This window comes from Parabacteroides distasonis ATCC 8503, from assembly GCF_000012845.1.
GTDB classification, from domain to species: Bacteria; Bacteroidota; Bacteroidia; order Bacteroidales; family Tannerellaceae; genus Parabacteroides; species Parabacteroides distasonis.
On record NC_009615.1, the window covers coordinates 3678690 to 3693454 of the forward strand.

Below are 14765 nucleotides of genomic sequence, written 5' to 3' on the forward strand. Positions count from 1 at the left end.
ATAATGAAAAGGTTAACGACTTTTATCGCTGGTGCGGCCGTTGCCGCTACCTTAGGTGGATGCCAGCAACCCGCTGTAAGCGGTTGGAAAAGCTTCAGCGGCGACAAAAATATTGAACGCCGTGTAGATTCTGTGCTCCAATTAATGACCTTGGAGGAAAAGGTGGGGCAGATGGCCCAATACTCCTGTAACTGGGATGTGACCGGCCCGGTTATGACGGGGGATTATGAGACTTTGCTGAAACAAGGTCTTGTAGGAAGCTTGTTTAATGTATATACGGTAGATGGCGTACGTAAAATGCAAGAGATGGCTCTGTCCGAGAGCCGTTTGAAGATACCCGTATTGTTTGGTTATGATGTCGTGCACGGCTATCGTACGATTTTCCCGATGCCGTTGGCGGAATCCTGCTCTTGGGATTTGGAGCGGATGCGTAAAAGCGCGGCGATCGCGGCGGATGAGGCGAGCGCTTCCGGTATCGCTTGGACGTTCGCCCCGATGGTGGATATCTCCCGGGATGCCCGTTGGGGACGTGTAATGGAAGGTGCCGGTGAGGACCCGTATTTGGGAAGCTTGATTGCGAAGGTCCGTGTCGAGGGTTTCCAAGGAGGAAACGATTGGCGTTCGTTGGCCGACGTAAATACGGTCTTGGCTTGTTGCAAGCACTTTGCCGCTTATGGGGCCGCTGAGGCCGGACGTGATTATAATACGTCTGAGTTGTCGCAAAATACATTGATGAATTATTATATGCCGCCTTATTTAGCGGCTAAGGAAGCGGGAGTCGCTACGTTCATGGCCTCCTTCAATGAGATCAACGGAGTGCCCAGCACGGGTAATAAATGGTTGATGACCGACCTGTTACGTAAGGACTGGGGCTTCAATGGTTTCGTGGTTACCGATTATACCGGTATCAATGAGATGGTAGCCCATAGTATCGTGCGAAATGATAAGGAGGCGGGAGAACTGGCCGCGAACGCTGGCATCGATATGGATATGACAGGGGGTATTTATAGTCAACATCTTGTACAATCCGTGAAAGAGGGTAAAGTCTCGGAAGAGAATATCGACCGTGCCGTGGCGAGCATCTTGGAAATGAAGTTCCTCTTGGGTTTGTTCGATGATCCATATCGTTACTTGGACAATGAGCGTGAGAAGAATACGATCATGAAGCCGGAGTTCTTGCAAGAAGCTCGTGAGACTTCCGCTCGCTCGATCGTCCTTTTGAAGAATGATAATAACTTCTTCCCGATCTCGAAGGATAAGAATATTACGGTAGCCTTGATCGGCCCGATGGTAAAAGATAAGATCAACCAGAATGGCGAGTGGGCCGGCCGGGGTGAGCGTGAGGAGAGTATCTCTTTGTTCGAGGGTCTGACCGAGAAATATGCCGGTACGAACGTGAAGTTCATTTATGCCGAGGGATGTGATCTCTTGACTGATGATTCATCTAAATTCGCTGAGGCGATCGCTACGGCTCGCCGTGCGGATATCGTATTGGCGGCTATGGGCGAGGATTTCAACTGGAGTGGCGAGGCGGCTTGCCGTACGGACTTGAAATTGCCGGGCGCTCAACAAGCCTTGTTGAAAGAATTGAAAAAGACGGGTAAACCTCTTGGTTTGATCTTGGTGAACGGACGTCCTTTGGATCTTTCTTGGGAGGATCAGCATGTCGACGGTATCTTGGAGGCTTGGTATCTGGGTACGATGGCAGGTCATGGTATGGCCGATGTGATCAGTGGCGATTATAATCCGTCCGCTCGCCTGACGATGTCTTTCCCTCGTACGGTAGGTCAATTGCCTCTGTATTACAACCAGAAACCGACAGGCCGCCCGGTTCCTCCGGAAGCTCCGGATACGGATTATAAATCCAGATATATGGATGTGCCTAACACACCGTTGTACCCGTTCGGTTATGGCTTGAGCTATACGACTTTCGCCGTGAACTCTATGAAGCTGGATCAGAACTCTTTCACGAAAGGGGGCAAGATCACGGTAACGGCTGAGGTAGAGAATACGGGTAAGGTGGATGGCGAGACGGTCGTCCAGATGTATATCCGCGACTTGGCGGGTAGCGTGACCCGTCCGGTTAAAGAGCTAAAAGGTTTCGAGAAGGTGGCTTTGAAAGCGGGCGAGAAGAAGCAAGTCTCTTTCACGATTGACGAAGCTTTGCTGGCTTTCTATGGTATCGATATGCAGAAGAAAGCCGAGCCGGGTGATTTCACGGTTTGGGTAGGCTTGAATTCTGCCGACGAGACGAATCAGTCTTCTTTCTCTCTGCGGTAAAAATTAATACATATCAACATGAAACTATTATCAAAATATATCTTTTCGGCTTTGTTCTTGGCTGCTTCCGGAGGTTCCGCCACCGCTCAATCCATGCGGGCGAATACGTATTGTAATCCGCTTAATGTGGATTATACGTATATGATTTATAACTCATCGAACAATCTGTCTTACCGTTCGGGTGCGGACCCCGCTGTCGTAGAATTCCGGGGCGAGTATTATATGTTCGTAACCCGTTCGCATGGCTACTGGCATTCGAAAGATTTGTTGAACTGGGATTTTATCACTCCCGGTAAAAACTGGTATCCTCAGGGTTCCAACGCTCCCGCCGCTCATAATTATAAGGATTCCGTGCTTTATGTGATGGGTGATCCGTCCGGCTCCATGAGCGTTCTTTATACCGATGATCCGAAATCCGGTAATTGGAACGCTACTCCTGCTATACTCCACGACCTACAAGACCCGGATTTATTCATCGATGATGACGGACAAGCTTATTTATTTTGGGGCTCTTCCAATGTTTATCCGCTTCGGGGCAAGAAACTGAATAAGGATGACCGTTTCTTGATCGAGGGCGAGACGGTCGAGCTTTTCGGCTTGGATATGCCGAAGCACGGCTGGGAACGTTTTGGCGAGAACCATACCGATACGGTATTGGGGGGCTATATGGAAGGTGCTTGGCTGACCAAGCACGACGGTAAATATTATATGCAGTATGCCGCCCCCGGTACGGAATTCAACGTATATGCCGATGGTGTTTATGTGGCGGACTCCCCATTAGGTCCGTATAAATACCAATCGCATAACCCGGTAAGCTATAAGCCCGGTGGTTTCATGAATGGTGCCGGACACGGAAGTACCTTGGTGGGGCCGGGTGGCAACTATTGGCATTTCGCCTCTATGTCTCTCTCGGCTACGGTGAATTGGGAGCGTCGCCTCTGCATGTATCCTACTTTCTTCGATAAGGAGGGCATTATGTATTGTGATAATAACTTCGGTGATTATCCGCATTACGCTCCCGCCGAGCCGGGAAAGAAAGGAGAGTTTACGGGGTGGATGTTGCTTTCTTATAAAAAGCCGGTGAAAGCTTCCTCGTATGCGGAGGGTTCCGCTCCCGCCGCGCAAGGATTCACGGAATCGAACCGTCCCAAGACTTCCGCCAATTTCCTTCCGGCCAACTTGACGGATGAGGAATGTAAGACATTCTGGATGGCTCGCACGAATGGAGATACCGAATGGGTAGAGATCGATCTGGAGGCTCCCGCTATGGTATATGCCGTGCAAGTGAATTATCATGATCATCAATCGAATATGTATGGACGTATTCCCGGTTTACGCCACCGTTATGCGGTGGAAGGCTCTTTGGACGGGCAGGATTGGGTAACGTTGGTGGATCGCCGGAATAATTATAAGGATGTCCCGAATGACTACGTACAAGTGGATAATCCGGCTCGTGTCCGTTATGTCCGTTATAAGAATATAGAGGTCCCGACGCCTCATCTGGCGATCTCGGACTTGCGTGTGTTCGGTATCGGTGAGGGCAAGAAACCTGCGACGGTGAAGAACTTCAAGGTCGTTCGCCAAGCGGATCGCCGTGACGCTATGATCACTTGGGACGCTGTCAAAAACAGCCAAGGCTACAACATCCGTTGGGGCATCGCTCCCGATAAACTATACAACTCATGGCTCCTATACGGAAAGAATGAATTACTTTTAAAGAGTCTGTCCACCGACCAGCCTTATTATTTCACCATCGAGGCATTCAACGAGAACGGTGTATCAGAAGCGACAAAAATACAGGAAGCCCAATAATCTTCCGGTATCATTTTCAAATGTATTTTGTAGAGATAGGACAATCTGTCTCTACAAAATACATACAATATTCGATTATTTACTTACTAACGGGTATTTATCTGGATTTGCTATGATAGACAAGCTCAAATCTACATCTAAAGCATCCCAACGAATCCGCTCACGTCCTAATAGTTGGACATTAAACACGTCATCTACGGCAGCACGTTTGAACCATGGGAATTTGTCGTAAGGTAAATAATATTCCCGATCCTTTACCCACAATATTAAGCCATTGCGGGAAATATGTGTTACCTCAGCTCTATTATTTGCCGAAGTGGTTGTTCCATTTGTCTTTGATAACTCGCTCATGTTCAATTATTGTTTGAATTAATCAAATCCATTTATTAGTATAGCCTTTGGACTCATATCCTATATCCTTATTATTGCAAAAGTAATTTTAATCTTGATATTATACAACGCCTTAACAGACTATTTAATTATATTTGCGGAAGTTATCGATCTAAGTAGATAGTATTTACATTTGAATATATGATTATGAAAACACTTAGAAGTATTTTTTTTCTGTCTCTTTGCCTTCTTCTCTCCGTTGCTGGATATGCTGGTGATAAGGCTAGTTTTTTGAAAAAGCAGTTTACGGCTCGTGATGGTTATCAATTGAATTATCGGGTTCTGTATCCCCGAGATTATAATCCGGCGCAGAAATACCCGGTAATCCTGTTCCTGCACGGAGCGGGCGAACGAGGGTCGGATAATGAGGCCCAATTAATACATGGTGGCGATATGTTCGCTTCTTTCGAGAATCAAACCAAATATCCGGCTATCATTATAGCGCCTCAATGCCCGGCCGAGAAGACTTGGTCTGAATATAAGGGATTGAACGCCGGAAAAGAAGGAAAGCGTTTCTATCCGTTGAATGCTCCGGCCACACAATCGATGGCCGCCGTCAAGGAATTATTGGATAGTTATATAGCGGAAGGTAAGGTCGATACGAAACGCATTTACGTAACCGGCCTATCAATGGGAGGTATGGGCACGTTCGATATCGTGATGCGTTACCCGAACCTGTTTGCCGCTGCCACCCCGATCTGTGGTGGAGCAAATTTGCAACGTTTGGCAAACTTTAAGGGCAAGACGGCTTTCAGTATTTATCATGGCGGCTCCGATAGCGTAGTCGATGTACAATTCTCCCGTGACGCTAATGAAGCATTGAAGAAAGCAGGAGCTGATGTCCGTTATAAGGAATTTCCCGGTGTAGACCATAACAGTTGGGATAACGCTTTCGCCGAACCGGATTATCTGGCTTGGATGTTCCAGCATAGCTTGTAAAAACAGAGGTATCATCTCCAGATTTTTTACTTACTAGACATTATTTATCCTTTATAGGTTGGATATCCGGAAAAAGAAGTATATTTGCAATGCTAAACATTTTAAAACCAGAAAGCAGAGTAGAATACCTGCTTCTATTCGGTTGCAGGCATTTTTTTGCCTGTAACCGATCCGATATGACGGTTCCGTACCCCCGTGGAGTGCATTAATGTGCCTCCAGCTTTCTGGTAAAGTGTTTAGCAACGGGTCAGGCGGGACCGTTCTTTTTTCCGCCTGCTTAATGCTAATATATTATGGAAGCGGAAAACATTTATCCCGTAACTGAACCTGTCGGTTCAGAGCAAGACGCTCCGGTTTCGAACATGGAAATGTTGAGTGATGTATTTTTTAAGGAAGAGGCACGACGCTTGAAAGAAGCTTTCTGTTTTGAGAGAGATGCGGATGATTTCGATTATCTGAACCATCAGTTGCAAAGCGTGAAAAATCTATTGGTAGGTCTAAAACTGCCGTGGATACAAATAGCACCAATTTTGTACAGATGTATGGCCGTTTATCTGCAGCGTCCCGATCAACATGTAAGTAATATAAAAGTTCGCTACCTGTCAACGCAATTGATGGATGGGGTTTTGCTTTTATCCCAGAACGGACGGCTCATCAATGACTTGCTCACGTTTTTCGATCGCCAGATCAAGGATATTCAACGCTTGCGGGAAGAGAAGTGTGAGGAAATGGAGAATGTGAGATTGTAAGTCTATATTTGCAGCTCATACATACTTGGTTGTAGAGACGGGGCACGCCCCGTCTCTACAATTGGATGAAAAGGCTTATGCGTGTTCCGGTTAGAATATCAATGTGACAATTTGTAAACTGAAGTCCTTGAGAATCGATTATTTCGGGCCAAAGTACGTCTCGTCTCCTAAAAACGAAAGAAAAAAACAGCAATCGTCTATCCGCTAGTGACTTGTTGAAAAACGGCCTTTTATTCTAGCGAAATTAATTCATCCTATCTCATATCTTATGCCTTATGGCCCAGTCGTTAGGGGGCAACAATGCCCATTATAAGGTAGTCATATCGCCCATTATGACCATATGTGTAGCCTATCGTGACTATATGTGTGGGTTTACGCCTGTACAGGCGTGGGTGAACGGGACTATATGTGTAATCTAACGAGGGTATTCTTATCGAAAAACGGGTCTTTTTGTGTGGAAAAGGCGTATAAATGCCTGCTTTCTCCTTCATGTTCTCGTTTATAGAGCTTTTCTAAATAAAGGTGATGTTATATAAAAGGGGTTATTACTGATAAATAGTTAACATTCCTTGGCTTTTGCTTACGTCTCTGTAAATAGGGGAAAGTGAACCATTATATTTCCGGCTAAATATAAGGTGAAGCATTTCCTATCAATAACTTTCATTACCTTTGCGCCCGCTAAAAATAAACAAATGAGATGAAATCTACTTTATCAATTTCTTCCTTATCCAGACAAGTCCTGCTTCGGGAGACACGGGACTATTTAATGATCGCTCTTGGGATGATCCTTTACGGTATCGGATGGACCGTTTTCCTTTTGCCGAATGACATTACGACAGGTGGAGTGCCGGGTATCGCTTCCATTGTTTTCTGGGCTACGGGATTTCCCGTTCAGTACACTTACTTCCTCATTAATGCCGTCTTGCTGATGCTTGCCTTGAAAATATTAGGTTTTAAGTTCAGTATCAAGACGATCTTCGCCGTGTTTACGCTTACTTTTTTCTTGTCCCTTATCCAGGAGCTGACAGCCGGGATGCATTTATTACAAGATCAACCGTTTATGGCATGTGTGCTGGGAGCCTCCTTCTGCGGAAGTGGTATCGGTATCGCTTTCTCCTCGAACGGTAGTACGGGTGGAACGGATATTATTGCCGCTATCATCAATAAATACCGGGATATAACGCTGGGGCGGGTCATGATGATCTGCGATATGATTATTATCACCTCCAGTTATTTCGTGCTAAAGGATTGGGAGAAAGTGGTATATGGTTTTGTAACGTTATATGTTTGTAGTTTCGTGCTGGATCAGATCGTGAACAGTGCTCGCCAGTCCGTGCAATTCTTTATCATCTCGAAGAAGTATCAAGAGATTGGTAAGGAGATTAATGCGTTGCACCGAGGGGTTACGGTGATCGATGCTACCGGGTTATATACGGGGCAAGAACAGAAGATGATGTTCGTGCTCGCTAAAAAACGGCAATCCACTACGATTTTCCGTATCATTAATGATATTGATCCGACCGCCTTTGTATCCCAAAGCGCCGTAATCGGGGTTTATGGGGAAGGATTCGATCATTTTAAACTAAAGAAATCAAAGTAGAGACGGGGCACGCCCCGTCTCATCCTCTCAAAATAGTAACTAGGGTTGCATGATAACTTCTACCCGGTTACCCTGTCCCAAAAGCTTTTGGGCGAATGCCTTTATCTTCTCGGGAGTCAGCGCCTTAACAATCGACTCATAATCCGTATCGGTATCAAATCCTTTATAATAATAATCATCCAATACGTTCAACCAATAGCTGTTCTCCTGCAAGACTTCCGCATGACGTTTCAGCAGGTTATCCTGTGTTTTCTTGAAATCTTCTTGACGAGGGCCTACCTCAGAAAGCCGTTTCAACTCATTGCGGACAATCGTGTTCATCTGCTCCCACTTGGCCGGGTCCGTATCGAAGAATATCTGTAATGTCGTTCTTCCTTCCGGGAAAGGTGAGATTCTAGCGGATACACCGACGCCATACGTTCCTCCTTCTTTCTCGCGTACCTTCTCGTAATATACCAAGTCCATAACTTGTTTCAATGCGGTAGCGGTGATGATATTCTCCAGATTGTACTCCATCTGTCCGGTATAGAGGTTGGCTACCGTTACTTTCGGGATTTCCATGGAGCGGTTGAATCGATTCATATAGTCTCCCTTACGCATCGATGGAACCTCCGCCGGATTTCCCTTCTCAATTTTTCCTTGGGATGGCAATGTCGCTAAATACTGCTCTATATACGGACGGATACTATCAATCTGGATATTACCTACAAACGTGAATACGAAACCGGAAGCATCCGAGAAGCGTTCCTTGCGCATCTCCATGATACGAGGATAACTGATATGTTCGAAATCTTGTGGACGAAGACGTGACGCACGAGGATTATCTCCGTAAACCGCTTTAGACAAAGAGTCGCTGAAAGCGACCATCGGATTTAACTCCATATTCTGCAATTGCGCTTTTGTCCGTGTCTCGAAAGATGCGTAGGCCTCCTCGTCCATGCGGGGAGCCGTGAAGCTAAGGTAAATTAACTCGAATAAGGTTCGCAAATCGGAAGGAGCGGCCATTCCGTTCACGTTCTCACTATCTTGACTGAGCGATAGGGCGCAAGATACCTTCTTTCCGGCCAGACGCTTACTTAGATCCGTGGCGGAGAAATTGCCCAATCCACCTATCTCGATCACGTCATTGAAAACTTTTAAGTTATCAATATCCTTCGTGCCGAATAAAGTGCTTCCTCCCGGGCTGGTAGCGGTCATGATGATCTCGTCCTTCTTGAATTCGGTAGGCTTTAATACCACCTTGATACCATTGCTTAAGGTAAATACCGTCGCTCCGAAGGGCTGGCCGGTCTTTGTCTCCGTGATCTGGCCCGGGGTCGGCAAGGTCGGGACTAAAGGCTCGTTGGAGACAGTTTCCTTATAAGGCTCTACCGGCATCTGTCGTGCTTTGAGGAATGTACGGAGCAGGTTCTCCTCGGTCGGATATTTTATACCTTCTTTATCCGGTCCGGTTAACCCGATCACGATATTATCCTCTCCGATCATATCTTGGATATATTGGTTGACTTGCTCTACCGGGATATTCTGGGCGATCTGGTTCAATAGCGTGTATTCCATCTCAATGCCCGGGATATAACCGCCGTTGGTGAAATGATTCACATATTCACGAACATAAGCGTCGTTTTTTTGGTTATTCCGCTCGTTGTAAGCGGACTCGTATTGTTTCAACACGTTGATGCGTGCCCGTTCATACTCGGATGGCGTAAAGCCATATTGTTTTACCCGTTGGGTCTCTTTGACAAGCGTGGTCAGTGTGGAATCGATCTCGCCTTCCTTGGCAAGAGCGGCTACGGTCCATGCTCCCTTGCTCTTCGCGATCATGAAATTATCATCGTCGTAGGCTTGGGCATAGATAAACGGAGGATTCGCTTGATGTAAGATATCATCGAAACGCTCGTCCATGATCGACGCGCATATTTGCTGGATATAGTCCTTTACCAATCCGGCAATCGTACGATTCAAGTCGTTGGGTAATTTATCGTGTTTATAGAAGATATAAAGGATCGTATTGGATGCCTCCTTGTCTTTGGCGATCGAGATCAGAGGTAGATCATTGTCGGGAACCGATACTTGTTCCCGTTTTGCCGGGTTGACCGGGGCAGGGACATCGGCGAACATCTTTTTGATCGTTGCCTCCACTTGATCTACATTTACGTCTCCCACGACGATAATCGCTTGCAAGTCCGGACGATACCATTTTTTGTAGTAAGCCCGCAACTCGTCCGGCTTGAAGTTCTCGATCACGTCGATCGAACCGATCGGCATCCGGTTCGCGTAACGGCTTCCCGGGTACATCTTGGGTAGTTGCTGCTCCCATAGACGAGTCTGGGCATCCTGTCGGGTACGCCATTCCTCACGGATGACCCCACGTTCTTTCTGGATAGCCGAGTCGGTCAAGGCTAGGAACCCGGACCAATCGTGAAGGATCAATAAGCAAGAATCAACCACGCCGCTTTTGTTGACAGGGGCGTTGGTAATCATGTAGACGGTCTCATCAAAGGAGGTATAGGCGTTGAAGTTTTCCCCGCTGCGCATACCTACACTCTCGATATATTCGTCCATCCCGTTATTCGGGAAGTTCCTACTGCCGTCGAAAGCCATATGTTCCAAGAAGTGAGCCAAACCTCGTTGATTGTCTTCCTCTAAGATGGAGCCTACGTTTTGGGCGATGTAAAAGTCTGCCCGGTCTTTGGGCTGATCGTTGTGACGGATGTAGTAGGTCAATCCGTTACTCAATTTCCCGTATCGAACCTTAGGATCGATCGGAAGCGGTTCGGGTTCCTGCATCTCTTGTGCCATCACTTGTGTGAAAGCGACGAAACAAAGCAGGATTGCCGTTAAGATAGAATGTCTTTTTATCATATTTGTTTCATTGATAGTGAATCTAGATCACAAAACTAGCAAAAAATCATAGAAAGAGCCCCTTATGGTGAAAAAAGGAGTATCCGATACGGAATACTCCTTTCTATCAAGATGAAACAGACGGGGGGGCCTCATTTCACCTCTTTATTCATTCGGTATGTCAATGCGCCAGACGGACATTGATTGATTTGGGCAATTAATTCCGCGGTTGTCGCGTTCTCTATCTGTATCCAGGGTCTCTCCTTCGGCTTATAGACACCGGGAAGAGTCTTTACACAGATACCGGCATGTTGACATAACTCCGGTTGCCAGATAATGGTGAGTTCACCATTCGTATATTCGATCTTCTTGCCCATATAATTTTGTTATAAATATTAAACATGTATACCACTCATTACGATGCGTTTCCAATCCGGATGCTTCTGGATATATCCAGCTACGAACGGACATAACGGAACGAGACGTAAGTCTTTCTTCTCGATATCCAAGAGCACTTTCTCCACCAATTGGCTACCAATTCCTTTACCTCCAAGCTCCATGGGAACCTCAGTGTGGGTGAGATAAATTACCCCATCCTTATTTTTTATATACTCTATTCTGGGAACGTATCGCTCTATATGAAATTCATATTGGTGGCGTTCTTCATTATCAATTAGTTCATAATTTTCTTTCATCTCCCTATAATTTTAATACTCAACTATTCTATTAACACTTGAGTGATAAGGTTTGTTTAATATAATTCTAATCTATTCTATATAATTTATAGGGGAATGGAACGTTAGGTATTAAACGTAAATGATTACCTTTGCGGCCGACTGCCCGTGTGGGTATGCAAGTAGAAACAATTAATTATCACACTTATACAAAGTATGGGAAAGTACAAACTAATCAACAACGTGTTGGGGTGGGTCGTTTTTTTGATCGCTTCTACCGTTTATCTGATGACAATGGAACCCACCGCCAGTTTCTGGGATTGTGGTGAGTTTATCTCTTCGGCATACAAATTGGAAGTAGGGCATCCGCCCGGAGCTCCTTTCTTCATGTTAACAGCCAATTTATTTACGCAGTTCGCCTCGGACCCTTCCAAGGTGGCGGTAATGGTCAATACGATGTCCGCCCTCTTTAGCGGCCTGACGATCTTATTCCTTTTCTGGAGTATTACTCATTTGGCTCGTAAGATTATCGTGGAAGACGATAAGACGATGTCTCTGGGACAGATGATTACGATCATGGGTTGCGGTTTGGTAGGTTCTTTGGCTTATACGTTTAGCGATACTTTCTGGTTTAGCGCCGTGGAGGGCGAGGTATATGCTTATTCTTCCTTGTTTACCGCCTTGGTATTCTGGTTGATCCTGAAATGGGAAGAAGCCGCCGATCGTCCGCATGCCGATCGTTGGATCGTGCTGATCGCTTATTTGATGGGTCTGAGTATCGGTGTCCATTTGCTGAATTTATTGTGTATCCCGGCTATCGTGCTGGTATATTATTATAAGAAATTCCCGAATCCTACGATGAAGGGTACGCTGATCGCTTTATTGGTGTCGTTCGCTATCGTGGGCTTGATGATGTATGGTGTCGTACAAGGCTTGGTTGAGGTTTGCGGTTATTTCGAGCTGTTGTTTGTCAATACGTTCGGTATGCCGTATAACTCGGGTGTATATGCGTTCGTAATTATATTGGCGGCTTCCTTGATCTGGGCGATCTGGGAGACGATGCAAGACGAGATCCATCCGGTGCGGATGAAGATATCCTTTATTCTCTCGATCGTATTGTTGGGTATTCCGTTTATCGGTAGTGGTTACGTGATCGCCGTGATCCTCACGGCGGCCTTGACGGCTTATTTGTTCATGAGCAAGAAGGTAAATATCAAGATGCTGAATACGATCTTGGTCTGCTTGATGGTAATCGTAGTGGGTTATTCATCCTATGCCTTGACATTGATCCGTGCGACAGCCGATACGCCTATGAACCAAAACGCTCCGCAAGATATCTTTACCTTGCGTACCTATTTGGCTCGCGAGCAATACGGCAAGACTCCGTTGATCTACGGTCAGACCTATGTCTCTGAGGTGAAGCGTGAGAACCAAGGCGGCACTTGCGTACCTGTATCGAAAGAGGGTGAGCCGACTTGGAGCCGTGTCATTAAGAAAGATAAAAACGAGAAGGATCATTATTATATCTCTCGTTACGATACGGAATACGAATACGTGGATGAGTTGAGTATGCTTTTCCCCCGTATGTATAGTAGCGACGGACGTCATGTGGCTGCTTATAAGGAGTGGGCACAAGTGAAAGGTACACCGGTGAAGTTCAACCGTTGCGGTGAGATGGTGACTGTGATGAAACCTACGTTTGCCGAGAATTTGCGTTATTTCTTCGCTTATCAGCTGAATTTCATGTATTGGCGTTATTTCATGTGGAACTTCTCCGGACGGCAGAACGATATACAAGGTAACGGTGAGGTTTCGAATGGTAACTGGATAACCGGTATTCCGTTTATTGATGAGGCTTTAGTGGGCCCGCAAGAGGATATGCCGTTCGATATTATCAACAATAAGGGGCATAACGTATATTATATGTTACCGCTTCTATTGGGTATCTTGGGGCTTCTATTCCAAGCTTATGCCGGAAAGAAGGGCATTCAGGGATTCTGGATCACATTCTTCTTGTTCTTTATGACGGGTATCGCGATCGTGCTTTATTTGAACCAGACGCCGTATCAACCTCGTGAGCGAGACTATGCGTATGCCGGATCATTCTATGCGTTCTGTATATGGATCGGTTTCGGTGTGGCGGCCTTGGCGAAAGGATTGCAGAAGTATGGCAAGTTATCTCCGGTGATAGCGGGTTCTGTCGCTACGGTACTCTGCTTGTTGGTTCCTATCCAGATGGGTGCGCAAAACTGGGACGACCATGATCGCTCGAACCGTTATGTTTGCCGTGATTTCGGTGCGAACTATTTGGAATCTTGCGAGCCGAACGCTGTCATATTTACGAATGGTGATAATGACACGTTCCCGTTGTGGTACGCACAGGAGGTGGAAGGTATCCGTACGGATGTACGTGTATGTAATACGAGCTATTTGCAAACCGACTGGTATATCAACCAAATGAAGAAGCAAGCATACGAATCCGATCCGCTTCCAATCTCTTGGCAACCGGAGGATTATGTGCAAGGTACTCGTGATGCCGCTTATGTATTCCCGATGACGGATAAGTCGATCGATCTGAAGACCGCTCTTGATTTCGTTCGTAGCAACGATCCGAAGTTTAAGAAGATCCCGGGTATCAATCAAGAATTAGATTATATTCCTGCGCAGACATTGACGATGGGGGTAGATTCCGCCGCGGTTATGGCTGCCGGCGTGATCGATACCGCTAACTTGCCGTATTTGCAGAAAGAGATGAAGATTGACTTGAAAGGCAAGGATGTCTTGGGTAAGCAAGAGTTGATTATCTTGGATATGTTGCAGACGAATGACTGGAACCGTCCGATCTATTACGCGATTACCGTAAGCCCGGATCAGTTCGTGAAATTGGATCCGTACTTCCAGCAGACCGGTATGGCTTATCAGATCGTTCCGATGGAGACACAGGGAACTGTTCGTTCGATCAATACGGAGAAGATGTATGACAACGTGATGAATAAGTTCAAATGGGGTGGTGTCAATACGCCGGGTGTGTACTTGGATGAGAATGTAATGCGGATGTGCAAGAGCTATCGTATCGCGTTGTTCAGCAAGCTGGCTGCCGCTTTGGTTGCGGAAGGTAAGAATGAGAAGGCACTGAACGTATTGGATAAGGCGATGGAAGTATTGCCTCCCGAGAATGTTCCGTTGGATTATAGCGCTCTTTCTTTAGGTGAGCTGTATTACGAGTTGGGCCAGAAGGAGAAGGCGGAGATGGTTTATAAAGGTATAGCGGACAATGCGTTGCGCAGTATAAACTGGTATTTCCGTTTGCGTCCGGGGCAATTATCATCTGTCGAGAGTGATTTAGGTCATAACTTGGCGGTTCTCCAAGAGGTATTGCGTGTAAGCAAACAATACAATCCGGAGTTCGCTAAGCCTTATCAAGAGGAATTTGATAATTACCGTATGGCGTACGGATCAGTGGCAAAAGACTAACAAAGT

10 protein-coding genes are annotated in these 14765 nt (G+C 46.1%); 6 read left to right on the forward strand and 4 right to left on the reverse strand.

What is annotated here, in order from left to right; all coding sequences use genetic code 11:
• Positions 1–3 precede the first annotated feature (3 nt).
• The gene (gene bglX / locus BDI_RS15315; protein ID WP_011967131.1) at positions 4–2280 is read left to right on the forward strand and encodes a beta-glucosidase BglX; all 2277 of its coding nucleotides are present in this window, start codon (positions 4–6) and stop codon (positions 2278–2280) included.
• Between the two features lie 18 nt (positions 2281–2298).
• Positions 2299–4092 (forward strand): family 43 glycosylhydrolase, encoded by a 1794-nt coding sequence (locus BDI_RS15320; protein WP_005860281.1) that lies wholly within the window; start codon positions 2299–2301, stop codon positions 4090–4092.
• A gap of 75 nt (positions 4093–4167) precedes the next feature.
• Here the strand turns inward: BDI_RS15320 and BDI_RS15325 are convergent, their stop codons facing one another.
• On the reverse strand, positions 4168–4443 hold the full coding sequence (locus tag BDI_RS15325) for a DUF2442 domain-containing protein (protein ID WP_005860279.1): 276 nt from the start codon (positions 4441–4443) through the stop codon (positions 4168–4170).
• A gap of 180 nt (positions 4444–4623) precedes the next feature.
• Here BDI_RS15325 and BDI_RS15330 point away from each other — a divergent pair, with 180 nt between their 5' ends.
• The 3 genes from BDI_RS15330 to BDI_RS15340 all read left to right on the forward strand — a co-directional run bounded on the left by BDI_RS15330 (position 4624) and on the right by BDI_RS15340 (position 7770).
• Entirely contained in the window at positions 4624–5421 is a 798-nt protein-coding gene (locus BDI_RS15330; RefSeq protein ID WP_009016761.1) for a prolyl oligopeptidase family serine peptidase, read from the forward strand.
• A gap of 293 nt (positions 5422–5714) precedes the next feature.
• Entirely contained in the window at positions 5715–6170 is a 456-nt protein-coding gene (locus tag BDI_RS15335; RefSeq protein WP_011967132.1) for a hypothetical protein, read from the forward strand.
• A 697-nt stretch (positions 6171–6867) separates the two neighbouring features.
• On the forward strand, positions 6868–7770 hold the full coding sequence (locus BDI_RS15340; RefSeq protein WP_005860273.1) for a YitT family protein: 903 nt from the start codon (positions 6868–6870) through the stop codon (positions 7768–7770).
• 39 nt (positions 7771–7809) lie between these two features.
• On the opposite strand, the gene BDI_RS15345 is transcribed toward BDI_RS15340, so the two are convergent.
• From BDI_RS15345 to BDI_RS15355, 3 genes are all read right to left on the reverse strand, one after another.
• Entirely contained in the window at positions 7810–10632 is a 2823-nt protein-coding gene (locus tag BDI_RS15345) for a M16 family metallopeptidase (RefSeq protein ID WP_008778977.1), read from the reverse strand.
• 131 nt (positions 10633–10763) lie between these two features.
• Positions 10764–10988 carry a (4Fe-4S)-binding protein gene (locus BDI_RS15350; protein ID WP_005860269.1) on the reverse strand — a complete coding sequence of 75 codons (225 nt, stop codon included), beginning with the start codon at positions 10986–10988 and terminating at the stop codon, positions 10764–10766.
• An 18-nt stretch (positions 10989–11006) separates the two neighbouring features.
• Positions 11007–11306: a GNAT family N-acetyltransferase gene (locus BDI_RS15355; RefSeq protein ID WP_005860267.1), complete on the reverse strand. Its 300-nt coding sequence runs from the start codon at positions 11304–11306 to the stop codon at positions 11007–11009.
• A 195-nt stretch (positions 11307–11501) separates the two neighbouring features.
• Here BDI_RS15355 and BDI_RS15360 point away from each other — a divergent pair, with 195 nt between their 5' ends.
• Positions 11502–14759, forward strand: coding sequence for a DUF2723 domain-containing protein (locus BDI_RS15360; RefSeq protein ID WP_008778978.1), 3258 nt, complete (start codon positions 11502–11504; stop codon positions 14757–14759).
• Positions 14760–14765: the final 6 nt, after the last annotated feature.